This is a genomic window from Bradyrhizobium sp. UFLA05-112, from assembly GCF_053572325.1.
Genome location: NZ_JBANBK010000005.1, coordinates 58699 through 84745 on the forward strand (window position 1 = coordinate 58699; position 26047 = coordinate 84745).

General features: G+C 59.9%; 20 protein-coding genes. 13 read left to right on the forward strand and 7 right to left on the reverse strand.

Features of this window, described 5'->3' with window-relative positions; all coding sequences use genetic code 11:
* Positions 1–32 precede the first annotated feature (32 nt).
* Positions 33–482 carry a winged helix-turn-helix domain-containing protein gene (locus tag SO180_RS04545; RefSeq protein ID WP_449377624.1) on the reverse strand — a complete coding sequence of 150 codons (450 nt, stop codon included), beginning with the start codon at positions 480–482 and terminating at the stop codon, positions 33–35.
* A gap of 278 nt (positions 483–760) precedes the next feature.
* Positions 761–1387 carry a response regulator transcription factor gene (locus SO180_RS04550; RefSeq protein ID WP_449377625.1) on the reverse strand — a complete coding sequence of 209 codons (627 nt, stop codon included), beginning with the start codon at positions 1385–1387 and terminating at the stop codon, positions 761–763.
* Positions 1388–1622: 235 nt separating this feature from the next.
* On the opposite strand from SO180_RS04550, the gene SO180_RS04555 reads away from it, so the two are divergent.
* Entirely contained in the window at positions 1623–2015 is a 393-nt protein-coding gene (locus SO180_RS04555; protein ID WP_449377626.1) for a response regulator transcription factor, read from the forward strand.
* Here the strand turns inward: SO180_RS04555 and SO180_RS04560 are convergent.
* Positions 2010–8267 carry a PAS domain S-box protein gene (locus SO180_RS04560; protein WP_449377627.1) on the reverse strand — a complete coding sequence of 2086 codons (6258 nt, stop codon included), beginning with the start codon at positions 8265–8267 and terminating at the stop codon, positions 2010–2012. The two genes, SO180_RS04555 and SO180_RS04560, sit on opposite strands and share 6 nt — an antisense overlap.
* A 256-nt stretch (positions 8268–8523) precedes the next feature.
* On the opposite strand from SO180_RS04560, the gene SO180_RS04565 reads away from it, so the two are divergent.
* The 11 genes from SO180_RS04565 (at position 8524) to SO180_RS04615 (ending at position 21172) form a co-directional block, all read left to right on the forward strand.
* Positions 8524–9438 (forward strand): 3-hydroxyacyl-CoA dehydrogenase, encoded by a 915-nt coding sequence (locus SO180_RS04565; RefSeq protein ID WP_449377628.1) that lies wholly within the window; start codon positions 8524–8526, stop codon positions 9436–9438.
* 23 nt (positions 9439–9461) lie between these two features.
* The gene (locus tag SO180_RS04570; protein ID WP_449377629.1) at positions 9462–10436 is read left to right on the forward strand and encodes a 3-hydroxyacyl-CoA dehydrogenase NAD-binding domain-containing protein; all 975 of its coding nucleotides are present in this window, start codon (positions 9462–9464) and stop codon (positions 10434–10436) included.
* A 49-nt stretch (positions 10437–10485) separates the two neighbouring features.
* The gene (locus tag SO180_RS04575; protein WP_449377630.1) at positions 10486–12015 is read left to right on the forward strand and encodes a CoA transferase; all 1530 of its coding nucleotides are present in this window, start codon (positions 10486–10488) and stop codon (positions 12013–12015) included.
* Between the two features lie 279 nt (positions 12016–12294).
* Complete coding sequence (locus SO180_RS04580) at positions 12295–13641, forward strand: NAD(P)/FAD-dependent oxidoreductase (RefSeq protein ID WP_449377631.1); 1347 nt, start codon at positions 12295–12297, stop codon at positions 13639–13641.
* A 15-nt stretch (positions 13642–13656) separates the two neighbouring features.
* Positions 13657–14100 (forward strand): hypothetical protein, encoded by a 444-nt coding sequence (locus SO180_RS04585; RefSeq protein ID WP_449377632.1) that lies wholly within the window; start codon positions 13657–13659, stop codon positions 14098–14100.
* A 356-nt stretch (positions 14101–14456) separates the two neighbouring features.
* A complete protein-coding gene (locus SO180_RS04590) occupies positions 14457–15497 on the forward strand; it encodes a heme o synthase (protein ID WP_449377633.1) in 1041 nt (346 codons plus the stop codon).
* 1 nt (position 15498) lies between these two features.
* A complete protein-coding gene (cyoA, locus tag SO180_RS04595) occupies positions 15499–16377 on the forward strand; it encodes a ubiquinol oxidase subunit II (protein ID WP_449377634.1) in 879 nt (292 codons plus the stop codon).
* Positions 16374–18362 carry a cytochrome o ubiquinol oxidase subunit I gene (cyoB, locus tag SO180_RS04600; RefSeq protein WP_449377635.1) on the forward strand — a complete coding sequence of 663 codons (1989 nt, stop codon included), beginning with the start codon at positions 16374–16376 and terminating at the stop codon, positions 18360–18362. Before cyoA ends, cyoB begins: the two co-directional genes overlap by 4 nt.
* A gap of 14 nt (positions 18363–18376) precedes the next feature.
* Complete coding sequence (locus tag SO180_RS04605) at positions 18377–18991, forward strand: cytochrome (ubi)quinol oxidase subunit III (protein WP_449377705.1); 615 nt, start codon at positions 18377–18379, stop codon at positions 18989–18991.
* A 2-nt stretch (positions 18992–18993) separates the two neighbouring features.
* On the forward strand, positions 18994–19392 hold the full coding sequence (cyoD, locus tag SO180_RS04610; protein WP_449377706.1) for a cytochrome o ubiquinol oxidase subunit IV: 399 nt from the start codon (positions 18994–18996) through the stop codon (positions 19390–19392).
* A gap of 187 nt (positions 19393–19579) precedes the next feature.
* Positions 19580–21172 (forward strand): carbohydrate porin, encoded by a 1593-nt coding sequence (locus SO180_RS04615; protein ID WP_449377636.1) that lies wholly within the window; start codon positions 19580–19582, stop codon positions 21170–21172.
* 109 nt (positions 21173–21281) lie between these two features.
* On the opposite strand, the gene SO180_RS04620 is transcribed toward SO180_RS04615, so the two are convergent.
* The 4 genes from SO180_RS04620 to SO180_RS04635 all read right to left on the reverse strand — a co-directional run bounded on the left by SO180_RS04620 (position 21282) and on the right by SO180_RS04635 (position 24430).
* Positions 21282–22640: a tyrosine-type recombinase/integrase gene (locus SO180_RS04620; RefSeq protein WP_449377637.1), complete on the reverse strand. Its 1359-nt coding sequence runs from the start codon at positions 22638–22640 to the stop codon at positions 21282–21284.
* 321 nt (positions 22641–22961) lie between these two features.
* Positions 22962–23183, reverse strand: coding sequence for a KH domain-containing protein (locus SO180_RS04625; protein WP_449377638.1), 222 nt, complete (start codon positions 23181–23183; stop codon positions 22962–22964).
* 11 nt (positions 23184–23194) lie between these two features.
* Positions 23195–23338: a hypothetical protein gene (locus SO180_RS04630; protein ID WP_449377639.1), complete on the reverse strand. Its 144-nt coding sequence runs from the start codon at positions 23336–23338 to the stop codon at positions 23195–23197.
* 315 nt (positions 23339–23653) lie between these two features.
* The gene (locus SO180_RS04635) at positions 23654–24430 is read right to left on the reverse strand and encodes a hypothetical protein (protein ID WP_449377640.1); all 777 of its coding nucleotides are present in this window, start codon (positions 24428–24430) and stop codon (positions 23654–23656) included.
* Positions 24431–25689: 1259 nt separating this feature from the next.
* On the opposite strand from SO180_RS04635, the gene SO180_RS04640 reads away from it, so the two are divergent.
* A complete protein-coding gene (locus SO180_RS04640) occupies positions 25690–25926 on the forward strand; it encodes a DUF6894 family protein (protein WP_449377641.1) in 237 nt (78 codons plus the stop codon).
* Positions 25927–26047: the final 121 nt, after the last annotated feature.

Consider the following 26047-nt stretch of genomic DNA (forward strand, 5'->3'; position numbering starts at 1 on the left):
ATCGAATCTAGCGGATGCTCCGCCGCTCGCATTCAGTTCCCGTGTCCCGATAGCTCGACCGAGGCAACGAAGCGATAGCCCCGACCTTTGATGTTGATGATGAATCGATTTCCATCCCGGCCGTCACGTAGCGCGCGGCGCAGAGCAGACATATGGACCGTGAGATTGGAGGGGTCGACAAAAAGATTAGGCCAAACGCGAGCAGTCAAATCTTGCTTGCTGACTAGCTCCCCTCGCCGTTCAAGCAAAGCAATCAGGATTTCCAGAGCACGGCTTCCGAGAGGCACGGGCTTGCCGCTCTCCAACAAAAGAAACTCTGTCGGAAGCAGACAAAACGGTCCGAATGAAACTTTAGCTGGCGGGACAACGGCCGATTCGGTTCGCTTCTCGAAGAATGCCTTGTTCATATCCTGACGTTGAGCGGCGTGATTTACCTCAAATCCCGGTTCGATATCCGCCAAGCGTGCGATAGATGAGCGCATTATGACCTCGCGTGCCTGATACAGCTGGTGTTTCCGACAAGAGCCCAATGAGGGCGTAATTTGGCGGCTAGGTGCGATGCGGTCGATTGCGCAGGAGGTAGCCTGAGGCTCGCTTATGGTTGGTTGTGCTAAGCGATCGCTTAGAAGCGATCTGACGAAACCTCGCTCTGAAACCGTTAGTCGATGAGCACCTGACGGAGGGATCAGCCGCGCAGCAAGATGCGGCAGATACCAATTTGGCAAATGGATAGCGCCTTCGCCTCTCTAGAAGAGAAGGTCTATGGCTGCGGTAGCCTCACATTGAGGGTATCCGCCATCCGGCTGAGCTCGGGAAGCGAACGCGCCTCCATCTTCCGCATCAAGTGGGTGCGATGCACCTTCACCGTGGATTCGGTGATGCCGATATCATTGGCGATCTGTTTGTTCAGGCGACCGGCCACAACGTGAAGCATGATTTCACGCTCTCGGGAGCTGAGCGTGTCAAAACGCTTCCTGAGCGCAGCTAATGACCGTTCACTTTCTCGACGGATACGATCTCGAGCAAGGCCGGCCGCGACGGCGTCAAGCAGATCCTGATCACGGAACGGCTTTGTGAGGAACTCTAAGGCACCGCCCTTCATCGCTTGCACCGTCATTGGTACGTCGGCGTGCGCTGTGATGAAGATGATCGGCACTTGGCTGCTTGCAGCGGCAAGCTCGCGCTGGAGTTCAAGACCGCTTCGCCCCGGCATTCTCACGTCGAGTACGAGGCAAGTAGGGCCGTCCGGCGGCTCGGCTTTGAGAAATTCGGGAACAGATGAAAATTCGCGGGTATGCAGCCCGACCGTCCGCAACAGCCGCGCGACCGAACCGCGAAACTCGGGATCGTCATCGATGAGCAAGACACTTGGATCTGCGTTACCCATCTCCGGCACCCTGCGTTAGAGGGAGCGCATTCCTCCACCGGAACAACGTTATTTTACGGATAATCCGGCAGGATGAACAGCATTTGTTGCATAAGCGGATAGCCGGAGGCCTAAACCATCGCTTACGAGCGCCGTCATTGCATTCTTGTGGAATGTCCCCGACACTAGAAATTGCACGCAGGCGCGAAGTCTTCCGCCGGTATGGTGGAGCGAGTAAGGCACCTCGAAGCCGCCAATGTCGAACCGCACACTCATATCTATCGTCGACGACGATGAGCCTTATCGCGATTCAATGCGAAAACTCATCATGTTGCTGGGCTACGCTGTCGAAGCATTTCCGTCGCCGGCCGATTTCCTTGCATCGCGTCACTTACCTGAAACCGCCTGCTTGGTCGCCGACATCCACATGCCTGGAATGACCGGTGTCGAGCTGCACAGGCGTTTGGTCAATGCAGGGTACGCGATCCCGACGATCCTCATTACCGCGTACCCCGATGAGGTTGTCAGGGATCAGGCTCTAAAGGACGGGGTTGTTTGCTACCTCAGCAAGCCGGTAGACGACTACCATCTTGAACGATGCCTTCGTTCGGCCCTGCAGCCTGGTAGGCCGATCGAAGAAAACTCATGAGTCCTCTCGGGCCGCCGGCAGCGTGAACTGAAATACAGCGCCGCGAGGCTCGCTCGCCTCCACCCACAGCTTGCCTCCATGAGCCTGGATGATGGAGCGGCATATCGACAGCCCCATACCTGTTCCACTTGACTTCGTGGTGTAGAAGGCATCGAAGACTCGATCGAGATCCGCCGGATCAATGCCTGGCCCGGAATCGCGGACGGCCACGAGGGCGCCCGCTTCGTCCTGCTCGGTGCTGATCATCAGCTCTCGTGCCCCCGCCTCTACCGAGCCCATTGCCTCTGCTGCGTTCAGAATTAGGTTCAGCAAGACCTGTTGCAGCTGAATGCGATCCCCCAAAATCGGAAGCAATCCATCCGCAAGTCGGGTCTGAACCGAAACGCCATTCCTCTGGGTCACGCTTTGTGCCAATACGAGCACTTCGTCGATCGCCGCATTAAGATCAAAGCGCTTCTTTTGCGGCGGCGCCTTTTTGACGTGATCGCGCATCCGTCCGACGATGTCCGTAGCTCGGTCCGCGTCCCTGACAACACAACCGAACGCTTCCCTGGCCTCATCCAGATTCGGCGGATTCATTTCCATAAAGCGTATCCCCGCGCGAGCGTTGTTGCGAGCGGTAGCGATCGGATGCAGAATTTCATGAGACAGCGAGGCAGCCAGCTCTCCCATCATGCTCACGCGATTTATGTGGGCGAAATCAGATTGCATCTGCTGCAGCCTCGCCAGCGCTTGTGTGCGATCCTCAATGTCCGTGTTGGTGCCGTACCACGCGACTAGCGCTCCTGTGTCGTCGCGCAAAGGCTCGGCACGAATAAGGAACCGGCGATATGATCCGTCAGAACTGCGCATGCGGGCTTCGGCTTCACCTGCCTCTTCCGATGCAAACACCCGCAGCCAGCAATCATGCAGGTGCTCAACGTCGTCGGGATGGATCGAAGCAAGCCATCCCCAGCCCAGCGCTTGATCAAGCGAAAACCCCATGTAGTCGAGCCAGCGCTTGTTGACGTACTCAGTGAACCCGTCTGCCCTCGCGCGCCACGCAGCGGCTGGAATTGAGTCAAGCGTTTGCCGCACGCGCCTGATGTCGGCCAATTCGGCCTCGCTCCGTCGCAAGGCACTCTCGGCTGCCTTCAAGTCCTGGATATCCGTGTTGGTGCCGTACCACGCGACAATCGATCCTGTGTCGTCGCGCAATGGCTCCGCACGAATGAGAAACCACCGATACGATCCGTCAGAGCCCCGCATACGGGCTTCGGCTTCACCCGGCTCTTTAGATGCAAACACCCGCAGCCAGCAATCATGCAGGTGCTCAGCGTCATCGGGATGGATCAAATCAAGCCACTGCCAACCCAGCGCTTGATCAAGCGAGACGCCTGTGTAATCGAGCCAACGCTTATTGATGTAATCGGTGGAGCCGTCAGCTCCCGCGCGCCAAGCCATCGCTGGGATCGAATCAAGCGTCGCCTGTAGCTGGAGCGCTTGTTCCGCACGTTTGCGCTCGGTCAGATCGAGCACGAACGCGAAGCCCTCCTCCGCGCCTTTTGTGACGAGTGCGGCGCCAACAAGCACGGGAACGCGGCTGCCGTCTTTCCGAAAATACTCCTTCTCGAAGGGCGGAACGATCCCCGTTGAGTCCAGTAGTTCCCGCGTGAGCAGATCGCGCTCGCGCCATTCCGGGGGACTCAGATCGGCCCAGTGTACGCGCCCCCCATCCATGTCCTCGCGGTCATATCCCAGGATACGGAGAAACGCGTCATTGGCTTCAACAATCCGACCTTGGCGGGCAAAGAATATCCCGATGATGTTGGAGTCGACCAAACGTCTGATCTTCGCTTCCCGATCCGCGAGATCGCGATAAAGCCGCGAATTTTCAAGCGAGATCGCTGCTTGCGACGCAAGTACCTCCAGCAACGTGACGCGATCAGGCGTAAAGACGTTCGGTGCCAAATTATTCTCAAGATAGAGAATACCGATGAGCTTGTCCTGGCTAATCAATGGCAAACAGAGAATGGAACGAGGGCTGCTCCGAACGATGTAAGGATCCGCAGAAAACGCATTCTGAGATGACGCATCATTGAGGATCAGGCGCTCGTGGGTGCGCGTTCCGTATCGAACGAGTGACTCCGGGAAGCTGGCCGCCTCGTCGGGACTATTCCGCAAATGCACTGTTACATTTTCGCCACTGGCGAACGCGTCCGCTTCTATCTGCAGCACATCTCCTCGCGGAATGATCAAGAGACCTCGCTCGGCGCCGGCGTGCTCGAGCGCCGCTCGCAAGAGCCTATCGACGAGTTTTTCGAGAACCATCTCGCTAGAAAGTGCTTGCGAGGCTCCAATCATTGTCGCGAGATCGAGATGTTCGACAGGCGCTTCGATCGTGCTCGCTGGAGCTGGAGCACGCTCGTCCTGCCTCAGCCACGGATGGAGCTCATCGAGTTGCCGCACCTTGCCATGAGCTCCCCAACGCAGATAGCAATGCCGAGCGTCTCGCAAATAGACCCGAGCAATCTTCTCGAAACGCCGCTTCGTATAGAACCGCGCGGCGAGTTCGTTGGCGATCGCTTCGTTCTGGACGAAGCCGTTTGCGCGAGCTGAGTAGATCGCACGTTCGTACAGTTCCATCGCATCAAGCGGACGACCCTCGATACGGGCAATCTCGGCGCCGACCAGCGCCGCACGATCCTCAAAGTTCTGCGGGCAATTCACCGCCCATGCCCGAAGCTGTCGCTCGTGACGTTTAAGTCTTTCTCGATGATTGTCGTACGGGTCGGGGCCTATGGGCTCGTACAATGCGGCGCGAGCCAGCGCAGCATAGAAATGATATTCCTCCTCCTCCAGCATAAAGAGCGACAGCGTGTCCAGCCTCGCGTACCATGCCTCCACTTTCTCCACCGCGTCGATTGCCGATACGTAATCTTCGGCGAAGAAGCGCGCCTGAAGTTTTCTGATCCAGTAATAACAATCCTGGAATGGCTGGGTTGGTTGCTCCTCAAAGGCGCGCTCAGAGAACCGACCATCGTCCAGGGAGCCAAACTTCGTAGTTTCTCCACGTAGGGTCCGCACCAACGCGAGCGGCGCGGAAATTCTGTCGAGATAGAATCCGAAACGCCGCGAGAACTCCAACCCGTAGTTGGCCTCATGTTCGACCTGGTCGAGCGGATGGCCCAAGGCAAGGAAAACGGAATTGAGAGCACGAGAAGTCACCGCGGCATAAAGTGGATCGCCGTGCTCTTGCGCCATCTGGAAAGCGCGACGCGCCGGATCGATCGCATCCCCGAAGGGGCGTGTCCACGGAAGCAGCGTAGCAAAAACGAAATACGTCCGTCCCCCAAAATGATGCCATCCTCGACGCTCAAGCAGATCGCAGCCCATCCTTCCGAGTCGGTAACCTCGATCGTAGTGACCAAAGCGAGCGCTGGCGATCAGGCTCATTGCCGCGTAGTTGTATGGGGCCAACTCGCTATTACCACGCTCAAGGGTGAGATTGGCGGCCCTGCAGATGGCAAGCGCGAACAAGTTCAGATCGGTGTAACAGGCTGGTGAGTGCAGCGCGGTGACCAGCTCGATCGTCGCCAGCCCCTCCGGATCCTGCATGAGTGGCAGGTCAACGAGATCCTCGATCGCGCGATTTCCGAGCCGAGACCAGAACTGCTCGTACTCGGCGCGCGTTTCCGCCTCGGTGGGATGCGTCGACCAGTTGATACCCACATACCTGAGACATTCCAGCGCTATCTCCACTCCCTGCTCGTGCGCGTTAAGCATCATGTACAGATGCGCGCGCCGGCGTGCCACGACGCATCGTTGGACTGTGCCGACGGCACGCATTGCGAGCGCCACCAGACGTTGCTCGGCCGCTTGCAACGGTCCCATACCGATCTCACAGTCGGCCGATTGTAGCTCCAACTGGAAGGTCAGCTCCTGCCGGCGTTCCCACGCATCTTCCGGCAGCAGCGCCGCACCGGCGGTGAGATACGTCAGCGCGGAGGCGTAGGCCGACGCCGCCATGGCGCGCTTGCCAGCGGCGAGGTTCAGCTCGGCGAGCTGCTCTCGCTCCTCGTGTGCCCTGATCAACGGTCCGGCACGGTTGAACTGGTTGACGATCTCGAAGATGGCCTCGTCGTACTTTTCCGGAGGTGTCTGCGCCAAGAGCAGACGGCCGATGGTCAAATGCGCTTCCGCACGAGACGTCTCCGGGATCAGCGCATAGGCGGCTTCCTGCACCCGATCATGAAAAAACTTGTACGAGCGGCCGACATGATCGAGCAATTGTTGACTCCGGGCCTCCCACAGAGCTGCGTGCACCTTTTCTTCGGTCGTCGCCATGATTGTCGAAAGCATCGCGACATCGGCGACGTGACCGAGGCAGGCGAGCTGCCGCAACGCTTCCTGCGTGCCGAGCGGTAGCCGCGTCAGCTTCCCAGCCAGGAGTTCAACGACGTTGTCGGTGTACCGTTTGGCGTGGATGCCTTCGAGGTCCCAGGACCAGCACGCCTGCTCGTGGTCAAAGGCCAAGAGCCCCTCATCGGCGAGCACGTGAAGAAACTGGATCACGAAGAACGGATTGCCGTCCGTTTTGGCGTGCACTAACCCTGTGAGCGCGTCGCCCTGCTCGACGTCGCAGCGAAGCGAGTCCGCAACAAGTTTTCCGAGGTCATTGGTCGTCAGGGGCGCGAGCTTGATGTCCTGCACCCTCCCCGTTCCGCGGATCACCTCCAGCTTTCGTATCAGGGGATGGGATGCTGTGACTTCATTGTCGCGGAAGGCACCGACGAGGAGAAGATTGCGGAGATCGGATCGGTTCAATAGGTCGTCCAGGAGGTCCAGCGTCGCCGCGTCGAGCCATTGCAAGTCATCGAGGAAGAGAGCCAGGGGATGTTCAGGTCGAGCGAAGACACCGATGAACTGGCGAAACACTACCTGAAAACGCCGTTGCGCATCTTGTGGCGGAAGTTCAAGAACCGGCGGCGGCTCTCCAATGATGAGCTTTAGTTCAGGAACGAGATCCGCAATCAGTCCTGCGTTTTGTCCCAGCGCCTCCCGCAATGCATCGCGCCAGGGTGCAAGGTCCGCTTCGCTTTTGCCGAGCAGCGGCCGGATCAGGGTCTGAAAGGCCTGCGCCAGCGTCGAATAGGGAATGTCGCGCTTGTACTGATCGAACTTACCGGCAGCGAACAGGCCGCGCGGAGGTACCAGCACCGGCTGGAGCTCGTTGACAACCGACGACTTGCCGACGCCGGAATAGCCGTAAACCAGGACGAGTTCCGGGGGGCCACCATTGACCACGCGATCGAAGGCGGCGAACAGAGTCTCGACCTCGCGCCGCCGTCCATACAGTTTCTCGGGAATCACGAGCCGGTCGGACGTGTCGCGTTCGCCGAGGGGAAAGTCATCAATGCGGCCGTGCGAAGTCCATTCGATCAGACAGCTGCGAAGGTCGCTTTCGAGGCCGGCCGCGGTCTGATAGCGGTCTTCGGCCCTCTTCGCGAGCAGCTTCATGACGATCGCTGAGATGGCGCCAGGGATTTCTTTCAGCCGCTCGGCAGGAGGCACCGGCCGCCTGGCGACATGGCAGTGCACCCATTCCATCGGCTCTGCGGCGGCAAACGGCAACGCACCGGTGAGCATCTGGTAGAAGGTGACGCCAAGCGCGTAGAGGTCGCTCCGGGAATCGATAGACCGATTCATTCGTCCGGTCTGTTCCGGCGCCATGTAGGCGAGCGTACCGGCGATCGTCTCGAGAGGATGCGGCGACTGACGTTCGCGCGCGAAGCGCGTGGCGATGCCGAAGCCGGTCAACCGCACCTCGCCGGTCGCGTCGTTGAACAGGATGTTGGCTGGCTTGATATCTTTGTGAACGAGCCCGCGCTGGTGAAGTTTGCCGAGAGCCTGGGAGATAGCGATGGCGAGGTGCAAGAAGCGTCCCGCCTCCAATGGGACGTCGAGTAACTGCTCGAGCGGCACGCCGCCGGCATCCTCGAGCACCAGCATGGTTCGACCGGCGTCATTTACAAGATCAAGCGGGCGCACTGCCCACGTCGCGTCGAGTTCGTCCTTCAGTTCGTATTCGTGCCTGAGGCGCTCGAGGCTTGAACGGGACGGGTGGTCGGTGGCTGGAACAGCGATCAGCACCTCGCGACGCTTGCCGTCTTCGTCTGATCGCCAGCCGCGGTGAAAGACGCGCTCGCTGTCCCTCCACAAGACCTGAGAGCCACCGTCCGAGTTCGCGACGTTCAGCGACTGCAATACCATCTGTCAGACTCCGGCATCGGCTTTACCGGGTTGCACGCGCGGGCCTCTCTCCGCCTGCAGAAAATCGTACCCCACTGGTTGAGAAATACCAACCATCCATTGATCTTGCCTCATCCGGCGTACGTGGATCGCCTCCTCTTTCCCAGCAATTCCGCGCGATTCGCGATGCTTAACTCGCCACGGCGGCCCGTGTGCGTCAAATAGAGCCAACGTAGACAGGTTGAGAGAAAGCAACTTCGACACCGAAGGAAAGAACATGACAGTACTTGAAGCAACCCAATCGAAGAACTCATCGGGCGCCACCCGCGCCGGCCGCCTGTTCGTACTCGAACTGAGCGGCGATCGGATTCACTCGATGAATCCCGATGGTTCCGACCGCAAGACCATCGTCACCGACTGCCGCTACCCCGATGGCATCGCCGTGGATGTGCAGGCCGGTCACATCTATTGGACCAACATGGGCATCCCCAATCTCAACGACGGCTCGATCGAGCGTGCCGACCTCGACGGCGGCAATCGCAAGGTCATCGTCCCAGAGGGCGTCACACACACGCCGAAACAGCTCCATCTCGATAAGGAGAACGGCAAGCTCTATTGGGGCGACCGCGAGGGCATGCGTATGATGCGCGCCAACCTCGACGGCTCGCAGGTCGAAACGCTGGTCGAGACCGGCCGCGGCGACAAGGATGTGCGCGATCAGACCAAGTGGTGCGTCGGGATCACGGTCGATCCGAAGGGCGGCAAATTCTACTGGACGCAAAAAGGCCCCGACAATGGCGAGGTGGGCCGCATCTTCCGTGCCAATCTCGAGATCCCGAAGGGCGAGACGGCAGCGAACCGCTCCGACATCGAGGTGCTGTTCGATCGCCTGCCCGAGCCGATCGACCTCGAGCTCGATCTCGTGAACCGCGTCCTCTACTGGACCGACCGCGGCGATGCGCCACGCGGCAACACCGTCAATCGCGCACCGATCGACACAAAGGCTGAGCCGGAAATCCTCGTCACGCATCTGATGGAGGGCATCGGCATCGCACTCGATGTCCCCGGCCACCGGATGTTTGTCACGGACTTCGCCGGTTCGATCTATTCCGTCGACCTCGATGGCAAGAACGGGCGCAACTTCCTCTACGCCCAGGGCAACCTCACCGGCATCGCCTACGCCGAAGTCTGAAGACCGAACAGGAGACTCGAACCATGTCGAACAACAAACCCATTCGCCGCATTGCCATCGTCGGCACCGGCGTCATCGGCGCGAGCTGGGCAGCCTTGTACCTGGCCCAGGGGCTGGAAGTGGTGGCGACTGATCCTGCGCCGGGCGCAGAGACCAGGCTCAGGGAATTCGTCGCGAGCGCCTGGCCGGCGCTGACGCGCCTTGGACTCGCGCCCGGCGCGTCGCAGTCGAACCTGACCTTCACCGCCGACCTCGCCAAGGCGATGGCGAACGCCGACTTCGTCCAGGAAAACGGGCCCGAGCGGGTCGACTTCAAGCAGAAGCTCTACGGCCAACTCGACGAATTGCTCCCGCCACATGTGATCATCGCCTCAAGCTCGTCGGGAATCCCGATGAGCCAGATCCAGCCGGGTGCCCACGCGCATCCCGAGCGCTGCGTGATCGGACATCCCTTCAATCCTCCGCATTTGATCCCGCTGGTCGAGATCGTCGGCGGAGCCAAGACCTCGGCAGAGACGATCGAGCGTGCCGATGAATTCTACACGTCGATCGGCCGGAAGACGGTGCGCGTCAAGAAGGAGATGGCCGGCCACATCGCCAACCGCCTGCAGGCCGCCCTGGCACGCGAGGTGTGGTACCTCGTCGCCGAGGATGTCGTGAGCGCCGCCGATGTCGACACGGCCCTGTCATGGGGACCGGGTCTGCGCTGGGGCGTCATGGGCAACATGCTGCTCAATCATCTCGCCGGCGGCGCCGGTGGCATCGAGCATGCCCTGAAGGGATTGGGCGGCCCGATGGCGGCCTGGTGGAAGACGCTTGGTACGCCGGAGATGACCCCGGAGTTCCAGCAGAAGCTCATCGACAGCGTCCATGCCGAAGTCGGCTCGCGAAGCATCGAAGAGCTGGAGGCCGAGCGCGACGAGCTCCTGATCGGCCTTGTCGAAATGCGCAACAAGCGGACCCAGACCACCACCTCGCACAAGGTCGCAGCCGAGTAGCGATCCGCCGCAGGCCGCAACACTCCTCCAAACGAGAAGGAATTCACATATGAATATCGCGACGACCATCCAGCCGGCAGAAGAGCTCAAGCCGGATCTGCTCACCGAGAAAATCGTATCGAAGCTCGCAAATCCGGTGACCAACTCGGATTTCGATTTTCACGCCACCGTCGATGACGTCCTGAAGGACGTTGGACTGTCGACCGCGGACAGCGGCGGCAAAGTCACCTTCTACGGCCGCGATCCGATCATTCCGAGCCCCCATCGGTTTGGCACTATGGCCGCGGTCGCTTCGGCTGCCAAGGCGGTGGCAATCTCCGCCTTGTGGCGAGACCGGAGCGGTGAAGGACAGGATATCGCGGTCGATGTCCGCAAGGCGCTCCGACGCTTCTCCGGCTTCTACGACCGGAAATGGGAGACGATCAATGGCCGCGCACCTGCCCTGACTGATCCCATGAATCCATTCCTCGAATTGCCGCTGTTCCGCGAGACGCGGGATGGACGGCATGTCGTCGCCCTGAACATCTATCCCAAGTCCGGAGCCCGCGCCCTCAGTTTCCTGAGGTGCGGCGTCAGCGTCGAATCCCTCAACAATGCCATCCTGCAGTGGAGGGCCGACGATCTGGAGAACGCAGCCTCAGAAGCCGGACTCATCTTCGCGAAAGTGCGCTCCTTCGAGGAATTCCGTAAGGAAGCTCAATACACCGAAGTCCTGTCCAGGATGTCATTGATCAGCATCGAGAAGATCGGCGAGAGTGAGCCGATCCGCTTCAAGAAGGATGGCAAGAGCCCGCTGGATGGCATTCGCGCATTTGGAATGGGGCATGTGATTGCCGGCGCCGCTATCGGCAGGGACCTCGCCGGTTACGGCGCCGACGTCCTCAATATCTGGCGGCCCGACGACACTGAGGTCGACGGCCTCGCCTGGGACGCGCAGATCGGGATGCGTTCGACGTTCCTCGATACCTCCAAAGAGGACCGCGCAAAATTCGATGAGCTGTTGAAGGATGCCGACATCTTCTTCGCCAACAAGCGCCCGGGTTATCTGGAGCGCCACGGCCTTGACGCCGAAACGCTCGCCGCGAAGAAGCCTGGTCTGATCCACGTTCAGGTCCTGCTTCACGGCAACAAAGGTCCGTGGAAGAACCGTCCCGGATTCGATGAAATCGGTGCAGCCGTAACGGGCGTGTTCGCCACCGAAGGCACCCTCGCGCATCCAAAATCGCCGCCCATCATCCCGATTGTCGACAATATCGTGGCCTGGCTCGGCACGATCGGCACCATCGCGGCACTGCGCCGGCGCGCTGTCGAGGGCGGCAGCTACCGCGTCACCGTTTCCCTGACGCGAACCGTGCTGTGGCTGATCTCACTCGGCATCTTCGACAAGGAATACGCCAAGGCCGCTGCCGGATCCGCCGAGGAGCACGCGAACATTGCTCCGGACCTGTTCACCGCGCAGACGCCGCTCGGCACGTATCAGGGAATGACCGACCAGGGAATCCTGTCGGGGACTCCCGACTCCTTCAGGACGGTGCTCGTGCCACGCGGATCGAGCAAGCCCGAATGGTTGGAGCGTTGACACCATAGAAGTCCCGCGAAGCAGGTCTGCCATGAAAGACGTCTTGACTGTCGTCACGTTCGTCATTTGGGCGCTCTGCTTCGCGGTGTTCCTTGTAATCGTGAAGCCGGATGCGCTCAGTACGGTCGCCGCACCGAGCCAATCCGCGCGTTGCAAAAATACGGGTTTCTGGTGCACCGGGACGCCGTAGCAATCCCGAATGGCTGGCGTGTTGAGAGCTTCATTTTCAACAGAAGCTTGCTGAAGTCGTCGATGACAAGAAGACAAACGAGGTGATCCATGAGCGCGATGTTGGCTGAACCCCGGTCTGACGAGGCAACTACCGTTGCCGAGACCCCCCACCTAAAGCGAAAACGCGTCGTCATTGTCGGAGGCGGCTTTGCCGGCATAGCCGCGACACGGGCGCTGCGGCACGCTGATGTCGACGTCGTCCTGATCGATCGCCGCAACCACCATATCTTTCAGCCCCTGCTCTATCAGGTGGCGACGGCGGTCCTTTCGCCTGCGGAGATCGCCGCGCCCATTCGGCAGCTCGAGGTGAAGCAGCAAAACCTCAGCGTGCTTCTTGCAGAGGTCACCGGCGTCGACGTTGCTTCCCGCACAATCGAGACGGCCTCTCCTGGCGTGGGCGCCCGCAAGATCGCGTACGACTATCTGGTGGTCGGAGCCGGCGCGCGCCCAAGCTATTTCGGGCACGACGAGTTCGCGCAGTTTGCCCCGGGACTCAAGAACCTCAGCGATGCCGAGGCGATCCGATCCAAGATCCTGGGTGCGTTTGAACTCGCCGCAACGACCGAGGATGAAAGCGAGCGCGCACGACAGATGACATTCGTGTTGGTCGGCGCAGGCGCTACGGGCGTGGAACTCGCGGCGTCGCTGGCGCAGATGGTGAAGGTCACGCTACGCGGAAACTTCCGTCGCATCGATCCCACACAGGCCAGCATCATTCTGCTCGACGCAGGCAAGCGGGTTCTGCCGAACTTTGCGGAGTCGCTGTCCCGCAGGGTAGCCCGACGGCTCACGAAGCTCGGCGTGAAGATCTTGACCGGAGTGAAGGTCGAGACCGTCGACGCGGAGGGCGTGGTCGCCGGCGGAAACAGGATCCCGAGCGCCACTGTGTTATGGACCGCCGGGGTTGCGGCGTCGCCCATTCCAAAGATGCTCGGTACCAACACCGACCGCGCGGGCCGTGCGCTCGTTGATCCCTTCCTGAAGGTCGCGGACGCGCCCGGCGTGTTCGTCGTGGGTGATGCGGCGTCCGTCATGCAAGACGGCCACCCGGTGCCCGGCGTGGCGCAGGCGGCAATCCAGCAAGGGCGCTATGTCGGCCGGTTGATCGCGAAGGAACTGAAGGGACGAAGGGTCAAGCGTCAGTTCCGCTATTTCGACAAGGGCAACATGGCCGTCGTCGGCAAGAATTACGCCGTGCTGGAGCGCGGTTGGCTGCGCACAAGCGGGTTTCTGACGTGGATGGTCTGGGCATGCATTCACATTCTCGCCCTCCCGCAGCTGCAGAACCGCCTGCGCGTGCAGCGCCAGTGGCTCTGGTCGTATTTCACCGGCCAACGCAGCTCGCGATTGATCCCTGAGCCGCCGCGGGTCGCCGCTTCCGGATGCGAGCACTGAGCGGTCGGTTGCGCCGTGGACACCCCCTACCTCCCTGCACTCGCTGCGTTGGCGGGGTCGGCGATCGGCGGACTTACGTCGTTCGCGTCAACCTGGCTTACGCAGCACCATCAGGATCGCGTGAAACGCCTGTCGGGGGAAAAGACCCGACGGCAGAAGCTGTACAAGCAATTCATCGATGAGGCGTCGAAGCTCTACGCGGATGCGCTGGTCCACGATAAAGCGGAGGTCTCGGCGCTAGTCAGCGTCTACGCGCTGATTAGTCGGATGCGCGTCGTATCGAGCCCCGCCGTGATCGAAAAGGCAGATGCGGTCCTTCACCTGATCATCGATACGTATTTTACGCCCAACAAGACCTTTTCGGATGTTCGCGAACTGATGAACGGCCACGCCACCAACCCCTTGCGGGTCTTCAGCGAGGAATGCCGGACCGAATTGCAGTCCCTCAATGATCGTTGAGCACGCGCTCAACGTAGATGCCGCGATGCCCGAATTCGACGACAGCGGCATGCGGGCGCGGCGCTTCGCGATGACAACGTTCGCGTATTAGGCATCGGAGTTTCTATCCCGAGCCTTTGAAGACTTTTGAGTCTTGCGACCGGACGCGAGATCTATGTCTTCGCCCAGCCTGCATGGTCCGTAGCACGCGCATTGTTGTTGTTCGTTCTCGTTCCCAACGATTCGTTGGGATTCGGCATTCTTCACTCACGCTTTTGGCTTCAGTCAGTTTAGCTATCGGGGAAGTCGCTCGATCCCTTGCGACGGCGAACTAGTGGATTTCACAAACGACCCTCTGGCTTGAGGAAACAACCACCATGAACACCACCGCGATTCCGCTATCGCGCCTTTCATTGACTTCGCGGCCTGGTTTGATGGCGCGACTCCCCTACTTCATCACGTTGGTGAAGCCGCGCGTCATGGCGCTCGCGCTGTTCACCGCGTTCGTCGGATTGATGATCGCACCGACACGCCTCGATCCACTCGCTGGCCTGATTGCAATTCTCGCCATCGCAGCCGGTGCCGGAGCCGCCGGCGCACTGAACATGTGGTACGACGCCGATATCGACGCCATCATGGCTCGTACTGCGATGCGGCCCATTCCGCGCGGCAAGGTCTCGAAGCTTGAGGCGCTTGTCATTGGGCTCGTCCTTGGCGTTTTCGCGGTCGCGGCTCTCGCTTTGGCTACGAACCTCGCGGCAGCCGCGCTGCTGGCCTGCACGATCCTCTTCTATGTTGTCGTGTACACGGCGTGGCTGAAACGGACCACGCCCCAGAACATCGTCATTGGCGGTGCAGCCGGCGCGCTGCCACCCGTTATCGGATGGGTCGCAGCGACCGGACAAGCGGGGCTCGAGCCGCTTGCACTTTTCCTCATCATCTTCCTTTGGACACCGCCCCATTTCTGGGCTCTCGCGCTGAATCGCAGCGATGATTATGCCCGTGCCGGCGTTCCCATGCTGCCGGTGGTTGCAGGACGGGCGGCAACCACGCGGCAGATCCTGATCTACAGCAGCCTCCTTGTGCTTGCTTCGGAGTTGCCCTGGGGACTCGGGTTTGCAGGCGCGATTTATGGCGCGATCGCCACAATCTGCGGCGCGCTTTTCCTCCTGTTCGCATTTCAGTTGAACAAGAGCATTGGAGCCGATCGTCGCGCCGCTCACCGGCTGTTCCTGTTTTCCATCTTCTATCTGTTCGTGTTGTTTGCCGCGCTCCTGATCGATCACGGCGGCGGTTCGAATTCGCGGGAATCTGGCCCGCGCGCTGACCGCAGCATCGGATGGGTCCACGCCGGCACCCTGCACCGCACCGCTCGCAGCGGAAGCTGCCTCATCAATCTCAGCACGTGCGAGGTCTGACATGCGATACGGTTTGCTTTCCTTAGTCCTGATCGGCACCTTGCTCCTCGGTGGCTGCACCGAAGGCGTGTTCGATCCGAAGGGACCCATCGCGTTTGCCGAACGCCAGATTCTGATCAACGCGACCGGCATCATGCTGGCGATCGTGATCCCGGTGGTCATTGCGACGCTTGGCGTTGCCTTCTGGTTCCGCGCATCGAATGAGCGCGCGCGCTACCGGCCGGACTTCGTCTATTCGGGCCGCCTCGAGATGCTTGTCTGGTCGATCCCGCTGATGACCGTGCTGCTCACCGGCACGGTGGCCTGGATCGGTGCATACGATCTCGATCCGCCCAGGCAGATTGTTTCTTCGACGAAGCCGATCAAGGTTCAAGCCGTCTCGCTCGACTGGAAATGGCTGTTCATCTATCCGGAGCTGGGTGTCGCGAGCGTCAATCATCTGACGATACCCGTCGGCACGCCGGTGAGCTTCGAGCTGACCTCCTCGGGTGTCATGAACAGCTTCTTCGTGCCGCAACTCGCCGGCCAGATCTACACCATGGCCGGAATGGTGACGCGGCTCAACATACGAGCCGACTACGCGGGAACGTATCGCGGCCTGTCGGCCAATTTCAGCGGCGACGGCTTCGCCGATATGCACTTCAACGTCGACGCGATGCCGCCTGAACGCTTTGCGCAGTGGGCAGCTTCCACCCGCGGCGCCGGTCCAGTGCTCGATTCGAAGAGCTATGCCGATCTCGCAAAGCCGAGCGCCGCCGTGACACCATTTACCTATCATTCCGTCGCGCCCGGTCTGTTTGACAGCATCCGGATGTCTTCCATGCAGTCCGACGAAGCGTTGTGCCGCAGCTATCCCACATCGATGAGGGCCGAAAAATGACTCTACTTGGCAAACTGGACTGGAGCGCTGTTCCCTTCGACCAGCCGATCATCATGGGCACGGTCGGCGGCGTTGTCGTCGTCATCGCCTCCGTGCTGTCCTGGGTCCTTCTCAAGGGTTACGTGCCCTATCTCTGGCGGGAGTGGATCACCTCCGTCGACCACAAGCGCATCGGCGTCATGTACATTCTGCTGGCGCTGATCATGCTGCTGCGCGGTTTCGCGGACGGAATCATGATGCGCACGCAGCAGGCGATCGCAGTCGGCGGAGCGCAAGGCTACCTGCCGCCCGAGCATTTCGACCAGATCTTCTCGGCGCATGGCACGATCATGATTTTCTTTGTGGCCATGCCGCTCGTGATCGGCTTGATGAACTTTGCCGTCCCGCTGCAACTCGGCGCCCGCGATGTCGCGTTCCCCACGATGAACTCGATCAGCTTCTGGCTCACCGCGTCCGGCGTTCTCCTGACGAATGTCTCGCTCGCGGTCGGCGAGTTCGCGAAGACCGGATGGTTCGCCTATCCGCCGCTCAGCGAGCTGCAATTCTCGCCCGGCGTCGGCGTCGACTACTATCTCTGGTCACTGCAAATCTCTGGCATCGGGACACTGTTGAGTGGCGTCAACTTCGTCACCACGATTCTGAAGATGCGGGCTCCCGGCATGAGCTACATGCGCATGCCAGTCTTCTGCTGGACGGCACTCGCATCGAACCTGTTGATGGTGGCGGCGTTCCCGGTGCTCACCGCGCTCTTCGCGATGCTTCTTCTCGATCGCTACCTTGGCTTCCACTTCTTTACCGTGGATGCCGGCGGCAACGTGATGATGTATGTGAACCTGTTCTGGGTCTGGGGCCATCCCGAGGTCTACATCCTGGTCCTGCCTGCATTCGGCATCTTTTCCGAGGTGGCCGCGACCTTTTCTGGCAAGCCGCTGTTCGGTTATCGCTCGATGGTGCTCGCGACCATGGCGATCTGCGTGCTCTCCTACACGGTCTGGCTCCATCATTTCTTCACGATGGGCGCCAGCGCGAGCGTCAACGCCTTCTTCGGCATCACGAGCATGATCATCGGGGTGCCGACAGGCGTCAAAGTGTTCAATTGGCTGTTCACGATGTACGGCGGCCGGGTCCGGTTCACCGTGCCGGTGTTGTGGACGATCGGCTTCATGGTGTCGTTCGTGTTCGGCGGCCTGACCGGCGTGCTGCTGGCGTTGCCTCCGGTCGATTGGCAGGTCCACAATACTGTCTTCCTGGTTGCCCATTTCCATCATGTCATCATCCCGGGCGTCCTGTTCGGGTGCATGGCCGGCTACAATTACTGGTTTCCAAAGGCATTCGGCTTCAAGCTGGATGAGCGCTGGGGCAAGGCGGCCTTCTGGTGCTGGTTCATCGGCTTCCATCTCGCGTTCATGCCGCTCTACGTGACGGGGCTGATGGGCATGCCCCGCCGTCTGCAGCACTCCGATGTCCTCTCCTGGCAGCCCTGGCTCTTGGTCGCCGAGGTCGGTGCACTGGTCATCCTGGCCGGAATCATCTGCCAGGTCGTCCAGATCGTGGTGTCCATTCGTCATCGTGAGCAACTGCGCGACACGACCGGCGATCCGTGGAACGGCCGCACCCTGGAGTGGGCGACCGCATCGCCACCGCCGGCCTGGAATTTCGCGGTCCTGCCGCGCGTCGATGGGCTTGATGCCTTCTGGGCACACAAGCAGCGCGTGCTTGCGAAGCAGGAGCTGCCGCTGCGGCAGCACTCGTACCAGCCGATCGAGCTGCCCAAGAACACTCCGACCGGTGTCGTGACCGCGTTCTTCGCAGTGGTCACCGGCTTCGCCCTGATCTGGCACATCTGGTGGATGGCGGGCTTCGGAGTTGTCGGCGCGGCCGCGACGTTGCTGGCCTTCATGTTCCGCACAAAGGACGAAGTCGAGATTCCCACAGATGAGATCGAGCTGTTCGATCGCGCGCACCCGGTGGAGGTATCGCCATGAACGTCGCAGTTGAGATGGATGCAGTCCGCAAGAGCGAGCTGCTGAATGTCAGTGAAGTGGGTCCCGCACCCAAGCGCGTCGTCGCCGGCTTCGGGTTCTGGATCTTCCTGCTGAGCGACATCGTGATGTTCTCGGCGCTGTTTGCGAGCTATGCCGTTCTCACAAAAGCGAGCGCGGGCGGTCTAACCGGTGTTCAGCTGTTTGACCAGCGAAACGTCGCACTGGAGACCGCCCTGCTCCTGCTCTCCAGCTACAGCTGCGGAATGATGTCGCTCGCCATCAATTCGCGGCGATATCTCGCGACCTTCCTTGGCGCCGCGGTGACGTTCCTGCTGGGAGCGGCTTTTCTTGCTCTAGAGCTCCGCGAATTCCAGGGCATGATTGCGTTGGGAGCGACGCCCCAACGCAGCGCCTTTCTGTCCGCGTTCTTCACGCTGGTCGGCAGTCACGGGCTGCATGTGACGGTTGGCCTTGCCTGGCTGGTTCTCATGATGGTTCAGCTGTCATTGAGGGGTTTTCAGGACGTCGTCGTACGTCGCCTGCACTGCTTCTCCCTGTTCTGGCACGCGCTCGACATCATCTGGGTTCTGATCTTCACCGTTGTCTATCTGATGGGAGTCCTTCCATGACCATGACCACCGAAACACATTGGGACGTTGCACCGGGAGACAGGCCGACGATTCCGGCCTCGGAGCAAGGCGCGTCTTCGGGCTTCCTTGTGTACACGATCGGGTTGTTGCTGGCCGTGATCCTGACGGTCACGTCCTTCTGGGTGGCCAACACCTCGGCAATCTGGGCGCCCGGCGTGCCGGCGGGCCTCGCCGTTCTTGCCATCGCGCAGATGGGCGTGCACCTCGTGTTCTTCCTCCACATCACGACCGGACCGGACAGCACCAACAACGTCCTGGCGCTCGCATTCGGCGTGCTCATCGTCTTCCTGGTGCTCGGAGGATCGCTCGTGATCATGGCCGACCTGAATCAGAACATGATGGTGCATGGCGAGATGGTGAACTTGCAAATGCAGCGCTGAGAAGCGGGACATCGCCCCGCGATCGGATCCAACAGTCGAGGAAGGAGCGCGCAGTGCCATTCGCCGCCGACGTGAGGCAGCATCGCTGTCCGATCTTTGTGGCAGTCGGGCAACGAGCCGACGAATTGGCTCGTGGCTCCTTGCTCCTGCGAAAGCTCAACCGTAGGCTCTGGGGAGGGAGGCTGCCGTGAAGATAGGGCGTGTCGCACTCGGCGTTTGTTTCTGCCTTGCCATGGGACGGAACGCGTCGGCGTACACCGGATTGAGCCACTTCGGTTATCTTGCAGCCGAACAGCCCGCGACAGAACAGAAGCCTGCGGCTGCACCTCGCAAGGGAAAAAAGTCGGGCCGGCCACGCCAGGCCGCGATCAAGCCCGTTGATCCCTGGCAGGCAGTACCCACGAAATACGCGTCCCTGGCAAATCTGGCTCCCGGCCTCTTCCCCTTCTTCAACAATGGACCGGTGTTCGGGCTTCCGGGAACGGTGACCGGCGACATCTGGAACCGTACTCAGCTCACCGGCGACTGGGGCGGAGTGCGAACGGACTGGGCTCGCAATGGCGTTTTCATCGACGTCTATTCGACGAGCTACTATCAAAATGTAACGTCTGGTGGACTAAAGACCGGCGGCGCCTTTGTGCAGAATACACAGGCCTCGCTCAATATCGACACCGGGCGTGCTGGTCTCTGGTCTGGCGGCCTGCTGCATCTGACCCTGCAATCGCGCTATGGCGACCTTCCCGCGAATACCTTCACGGTAGGCGCAACGACTCCCCAGTACATGGGGCTGGTTCTTCCCGACCCGCTTCGCCCAAATGATGTCCTGCCCGCCCAATTCTTTATCACCCAATCACTCAGCAAGGAGATCAGCGTCCTTGTTGGCAAGGTAACCGTCGTCGACCTTGCGGATCAAACTATGTTCGGCAACAACTCCAAATACTACTTTGCCAATTTCAACTTCAATAAGAGTCCGGCAGCGCTCAATTACTTCAACGCTGTTTCATGGACGGCAGTGGGCGCGTGGTCGCCCAGTCCACAGCTTGTCGTTTACGGCGGTGTATTCGATCCGAATTCCAGGGCAGACAACTTCGCCGACCATGCCTTCGACAAGGTCAATCTTTATCTCACCGCGATCCTGTCCTACACGGTTGGCGGTCTTCCCGGTCAATTTGCACCGGCCTTCAACTGGTCCAACAAGCCGAAAATCGATCTCGCGTCACCCTTCGGATCCTTGACGACGCCCGCTGCCGCAACCCAGGCCGTTGGTGCTTTGTTGGGTGCTTCCCCGTTTGACGGTTTACCTGCCAATTTCAAAAATGAGAGCTGGGTCGCGATTGCCAATTTTTCGCAATATCTTTACGTCGTTGACGACGCCACCACGACCTCCCAGAAGCTGAAAAGTGGTGAGCCGATCCGTGGCATTGGAATCTTTGGCAGGGCCGGATATGGCCCACAAGTTACGAACCCCATTACCAACTACGCAAGCGTCGCGCTTATTGCAGAGGGTCTCTACAGTGGAAGGGAATACGATAGTTTTGGAGTGGGATACTACTACAACAGGATCAGCAGCAATCTGAAAGCGGACATCACGCAGCTGACACTGGGAACCACCACTGCGAGCGACGAGAGCGGCATTGAAGTCTTTTACGATTTTGCAGTGACGCCGGCTATCCGATTGATTCCCAGCTATCAGCACATATGGCATCCCCTTGCTGCCCAGGTCGCCAAGGGCCAGAATCACTCCGACGTCTTTCAGACGCGCCTCACTGTGGCTTGGTGAATGACGAAACGTAACAGAAATGGGCTCGTTGATTGAAGCCAGCTGCTCCATTCACTTGCCTGCTGCCGCGTGTCGGTCGTCGTTTCCAGCTGAACCGGCACCTGCGGCTTCAGGCCGCGAGACGCTGCTCTTGCTCGGCGTCTGCCAAAGGCTCGCCGACTGCCTTGCAGAGGAAACGAGCGAGCGCCGCCTTCCGAGAGCCGCGGTCAAGTGCGTACGCGGTCTGCTTGAATTCAACGCCGTTGAGCAAGCCCTGGACATAACCCGAGATCGTGTCCGCTGCCATGATCAGCGCGGTATCAAGCGTATGAATGTACTTGCTCGTAACCGATCCCTTTGCGTGCCCGACAAGGGCGGCGATCGTGACCTCGGTGAACCCGAGGTCGTTCGCGATGCTTGCGAAGCTGTGTCGCAATACATGCGGCGTGATATCGGCGAGTGAAGTATTGCGGAAGATTTTCTCCCAATGATTGGGAAAGCTGCCGAACGCATTGTCGTCGCCGTGGCCTGGGAAGACGTAACTGCCGGCTTTGACCATCCATCGCCGTTCCAGAAACTCCACCACCGGCAACCCGATGGCCCGGGTGGAGGCTCCCTCCTTACTTTCGGCCAGACGCAAGCAGCTCGCCTCCATATCGGCTTCTGCCCACCGCAGCTTGACCATTTCCGAACGTCGGCATCCGGTCAGAGCAATCTGACGGATGATGTCGGTCGTCATCTGGTATCTCTCGTCCTCGGCCGCTTTACGCAAGATTCCGCCGAGGGTGCGATACTCAGCTTCGGTCAAGCGGCGGTTGCGAACCCTGTCCTTCGGTTTGCGAATCCCATGCGCGGGGTTTGTCTCGATGATGCCGGCCTCCCCGGCATAGGTGAGAATGCCTCCGAGCAGACCGACCGTCCGCGTGGCAGTGCCAACTCCACCTCGAACGATCGCTTTGCCGCGGAGCTTCTTGGTCTTGACGCTGACACGCGTCTTGCCGGCCTTGATGTCCTTCAAGACCTTGTTGACGTCGGCTTTGACGAGATCCTTTACACGCCGCGTACCGATGAGCGGCAGGATATGGCGGTGTATGCGGCCAGTGTCGGTGACGATTGTCGTCGCCTTCTTCGGGCGCCCGCCCTTTCCGAGTATGAGGCCCGCCTTTAGGTCGTTGAGATAGAGGTCGCACAGCTCTTTGACAGTGATCGCCTTGTGATCGAGCTGGCGCTCCTCGGCCGGATTGTCGCCTTGCGCAACCCGGCCTAGCTGAACCTTCGCCTCTTTCCTCGCAAGCTCTGGCGTCCAGACGCCATGCTGCCCGATCGTGTAGCGGCGCGAACGACCGGCAGATCGATATTGAATGAGATAACTGCGCTTGCCTGACGTGAATACGCGTAGACCGAATCCAGGCAACTCGTCATCCCAGATGACGTAGTCTTTGTCCTGTGCTGCCGCGGCGTCGACAATACGCTTAGTGAGCTTTGCCATCGAATTTCTCCGACTTGAAGCCCGTCTCCCGCGTAAGCACCACGTAAGCAGTTGGAAGGAAATCGGGGCGTGCGGCAGGATAGGCGTTACGGCCGCCGATTCCAGTTTCCCTAGTAATTCGAGTAGCATAGCGAAGCATTACTTGCCCCATCGCATTTTTGCGTAGGGCAGCCTAAATTGCTCCGAAGGCAAAGGTCACACGTTCGAATCGTGTCGGGTGCGCCAGCAAGTTCAAGCAGTTGTACGATTTTCGCCGTTTCGAAGGTGAGCCCGGGTAAGCAAGCCGAACGGCCGCACTAGCCTTTAACGATTCCGGTTATCTCAAGGCTGAACGCGACCGAACAGCTTGTTCGCGAGATCGGCCGAGGCATGAGCCTTGCCGACAAAGGCGGACAGATAACCAAGCACTTCGCCGGTTGCAGAGAGGATTGCGTCGCCCTCGACGCGGTAAGTCTCGCCGTTCTTGCCGATGAGCTTACCATCCTTGACCGATCCGATTGCCTCGCCGGTTTCAGGGTGAAGAACAACACCATAGGCTTCCATCGCGTCGCTCCTCAGCTTTGGCTGTATTGATCGCCGACCGGCACGATCGGCGGCTTCGGCGCCGCGACGGCGAAGGTGATCGGGTTCACGCTCAGGGCGATACTGCCGGGGCTTAGCAAGCCGGTGCTGCCGGCTGTGACGGCGATCTGCGCCATCTGCTTCACAGGCGGCTAAAGATACTCGAAATGGCTGCCGGCAAGCTAGGCGCTGAAGGCGGTGCCGAGAATGACGGGCGCTAATGGGCTACCAGTACGCTGTCTGATCGACATGTCCATGTACTCGAATCAATAGCGCTACCACCTGAACAATACGCTCCCGCGCAGTCCGGGGCGTCACAGGGACGTGAGTGCCCCGCGCCGACCGACCTCACTTGGCATCAGCCCGATCTTGGTTGGGAGGGTTTTCAACACCCACGAAACGCAATAGATCGCGGCCGCCCCGAGCCAGCCGCGAAGCCCCTCGCGCACGGCTCAGGTTGCAGAATTTCCCTCGGAGGTGACATGCAGGATCTTGTCACCCCTTCGGACGCAGCCATCGTCAAAATGGAATCCGAACAAGGTCTCGGCCTCATCTCCGAAGACGGTCAAATACCGGATTTGACCGTGAACGATAATCCGCGCGTCACCCTTGGCGATCGCCATCGCCTGTTCCTGTGTCAGAGGCTCGGTTGAAATCAGTTTTATGCTCTCGACAGCCCCGCTGCCGAGAGAGGAGCTCGACCTGGGCCCAGACTGTTTGAGCGTGAGGGGCCGTTTGTCGCTCTTGAGGCGATATTTGAGGGCTGCCACAAACGTCGTGTTATGCGAGGGCGTCTGGCCACTGTTCTTGGCAACGACAGAGATAGAGACCGGCTTGCCGACTTCGTACTCTTCTGTCCGGCAATTTTGGACGGAGACATAGGCCCGCAATTGCAATCCGGCGTTCCGATCTGCACTTTTGACCAAGGCGCGCGTGGCTAGCCATAACGCCACAGTCGCCAGGAACAGCAGGAACGTGAAGCCGACCAATAGCGTATCGCTTACCTTGAGGCGATAGCCGTAGATGGCCGGCCAATATTCGTCTCCTTCCGGCGTGGCTTCTCTGATCAGATCAGGCCTTTTTCCCCCGAGCACGGCTCCTTTCTCGAGATCAGCTTCGGCGAACTTCTGTTCGTAAACGGGGTTCGCCTGCTTTTCCGTTGTATTGGGTCCATAGACTCCCCAAAAGACGCTTCCGCCGAGCGCGAAGCCCATTACAAGAGCAAACAAGGGCCAAATCAGAGAGCGAGGCGTCATGGCAATTTGCATTGATGTGAAAAACTCAGTTCTGAAGCTAAAGTTGACTTAGAGCCCGCGTTTTGCGGCTCCAAGGCCTCTCTCACCCACGACCGGCAGTAGCTTGAAGGCGCTCCACGTCGCTAGTAATCGATAATTTGCGCCATATTTGCAATGCCGCTTTGATCGCGGGATGTGGCATCGAAAGATCACCCTGGGCGAAATGCGCGAGATCGGATGTCCGACCGGGGCGATTATGGAGCACTAGCAAGTACCGCCCGCACCCAGAGCGCAGCCGTGGGATTGTCAGGAAAAGCCCCAGCTGAAACCTCACGGACAATCAGATTGGTCCCCGGTGGGAGCATAACACCGGTTTCGTCATTAGGAGAGATCACACCCGAAGCTTCCTGCTGAACGTCCCTTCGCCAACCCGGAAGCCGCTGCCGGCAAGCCCGTCGAGCTTGCCGCCGGCATCGAAGCCGTCCAGGACGGCCACATCCCATCTCGGGAAGATCAACGCGCCGTTTCTCTACGCTTAAGGCCAACGGGCCCGAGTTTGGCGCCGGGATCAAACACGCGGTCGAACGCGGTTGGCTCGAGCTGCACGAGAGCGGGACCTATGTCCGGCTCCTGAAGGTCGACGCCGCGGGACATCAATCGGAATGAAAAAGAAACCCGCCTCCGAGTTAGGGAAGAACTGCACGAAATGCGTCCGAAGGCGGGGGCACGAGGACTTAAGTATTGCCATAACATCGAATGACAGTCCGTAAGCCCGCCATCCGACCAGATCAAACTAGCAGGACACCTTGGGAAAAAGTGGTAATTGGGTCTAGCGTGACTCTTGGACGCACCTCTGTGAGGTTGCTGGCCTTTCGAAGATCCGATCGAGGTTAGCCGGGCGCAAGCTGGTCACGCTGCGCGATGCGAGTACATCGCCAAGCTGCCCAAGGCCGTGCACAACGCGCCTTTCATCAAGACTGCCGTCGTGCAGGGGGTTACCGACGGCGCGACGGCTGGCAGAAGCACTGGATCAAGGTGAAGAACCGGAGCCACCCCGCGATGGGGCGCGAGATCTGAGGGCACCTACGTTTAAGCAGTACAGGTCGTGAAACTGCGAGGTATATTCATTTTTGATACGCATGACCAAACCGGATACGGTCGCCAACGTGAAGGACTCATAGACCCGCGATCTCTTAAGGCACCGAGGAACAGTGAAGTGTTGCGAGCGTTGAATTGCGGCTGGAGGCACAGCTGTGATCCGTTATTTTTTCGACATCAGGGACGGAGCCGCGCTTTATCCGGACGAAGAAGGCCTAGAACTGGCGAATCAAAGATCCGCCGAGCGGGAGGCGGTTAATACGTTGGCTGACATGGCGAAGGATCCGCTCGGTATGCGCGATCAGCAGGACATCGCTATCGAAGTCCGCACAGAGGTTGGACCGGTTTTTCAAATCGCCCTCGTATTCGGAGCGAACCGGTTGAAGAACTAGTGAAAATCCGAAGGCATCCCGCCCATGACGCGGATTCGGCGCCGGCAACAGATAGCGGTCGAGGGCGGCTGACTGGAGGCGCACGCGAACGGGACCATGCCGAACCCGCGAACCCAGGGCC

Coding starts and splice junctions, on each gene's coding strand:
- SO180_RS04590 (WP_449377633.1), top strand. CDS start 14,457: ATGAACACCACCGCGATTCCGCTATCGCGCCTTTCATTGACTTCGCGG.
- SO180_RS04575 (WP_449377630.1), top strand. CDS start 10,486: ATGAATATCGCGACGACCATCCAGCCGGCAGAAGAGCTCAAGCCGGAT.
- SO180_RS04565 (WP_449377628.1), top strand. CDS start 8,524: ATGACAGTACTTGAAGCAACCCAATCGAAGAACTCATCGGGCGCCACC.
- cyoB (WP_449377635.1), top strand. CDS start 16,374: ATGACTCTACTTGGCAAACTGGACTGGAGCGCTGTTCCCTTCGACCAG.
- cyoA (WP_449377634.1), top strand. CDS start 15,499: ATGCGATACGGTTTGCTTTCCTTAGTCCTGATCGGCACCTTGCTCCTC.
- SO180_RS04580 (WP_449377631.1), top strand. CDS start 12,295: ATGAGCGCGATGTTGGCTGAACCCCGGTCTGACGAGGCAACTACCGTT.
- SO180_RS04625 (WP_449377638.1), bottom strand. CDS start 23,183: ATGGAAGCCTATGGTGTTGTTCTTCACCCTGAAACCGGCGAGGCAATC.
- SO180_RS04550 (WP_449377625.1), bottom strand. CDS start 1,387: ATGGGTAACGCAGATCCAAGTGTCTTGCTCATCGATGACGATCCCGAG.
- SO180_RS04605 (WP_449377705.1), top strand. CDS start 18,377: ATGGATGCAGTCCGCAAGAGCGAGCTGCTGAATGTCAGTGAAGTGGGT.
- SO180_RS04630 (WP_449377639.1), bottom strand. CDS start 23,338: ATGGCGCAGATCGCCGTCACAGCCGGCAGCACCGGCTTGCTAAGCCCC.
- SO180_RS04570 (WP_449377629.1), top strand. CDS start 9,462: ATGTCGAACAACAAACCCATTCGCCGCATTGCCATCGTCGGCACCGGC.
- SO180_RS04545 (WP_449377624.1), bottom strand. CDS start 482: ATGCGCTCATCTATCGCACGCTTGGCGGATATCGAACCGGGATTTGAG.
- SO180_RS04555 (WP_449377626.1), top strand. CDS start 1,623: ATGTCGAACCGCACACTCATATCTATCGTCGACGACGATGAGCCTTAT.
- SO180_RS04560 (WP_449377627.1), bottom strand. CDS start 8,267: ATGGTATTGCAGTCGCTGAACGTCGCGAACTCGGACGGTGGCTCTCAG.
- cyoD (WP_449377706.1), top strand. CDS start 18,994: ATGACCACCGAAACACATTGGGACGTTGCACCGGGAGACAGGCCGACG.
- SO180_RS04620 (WP_449377637.1), bottom strand. CDS start 22,640: ATGGCAAAGCTCACTAAGCGTATTGTCGACGCCGCGGCAGCACAGGAC.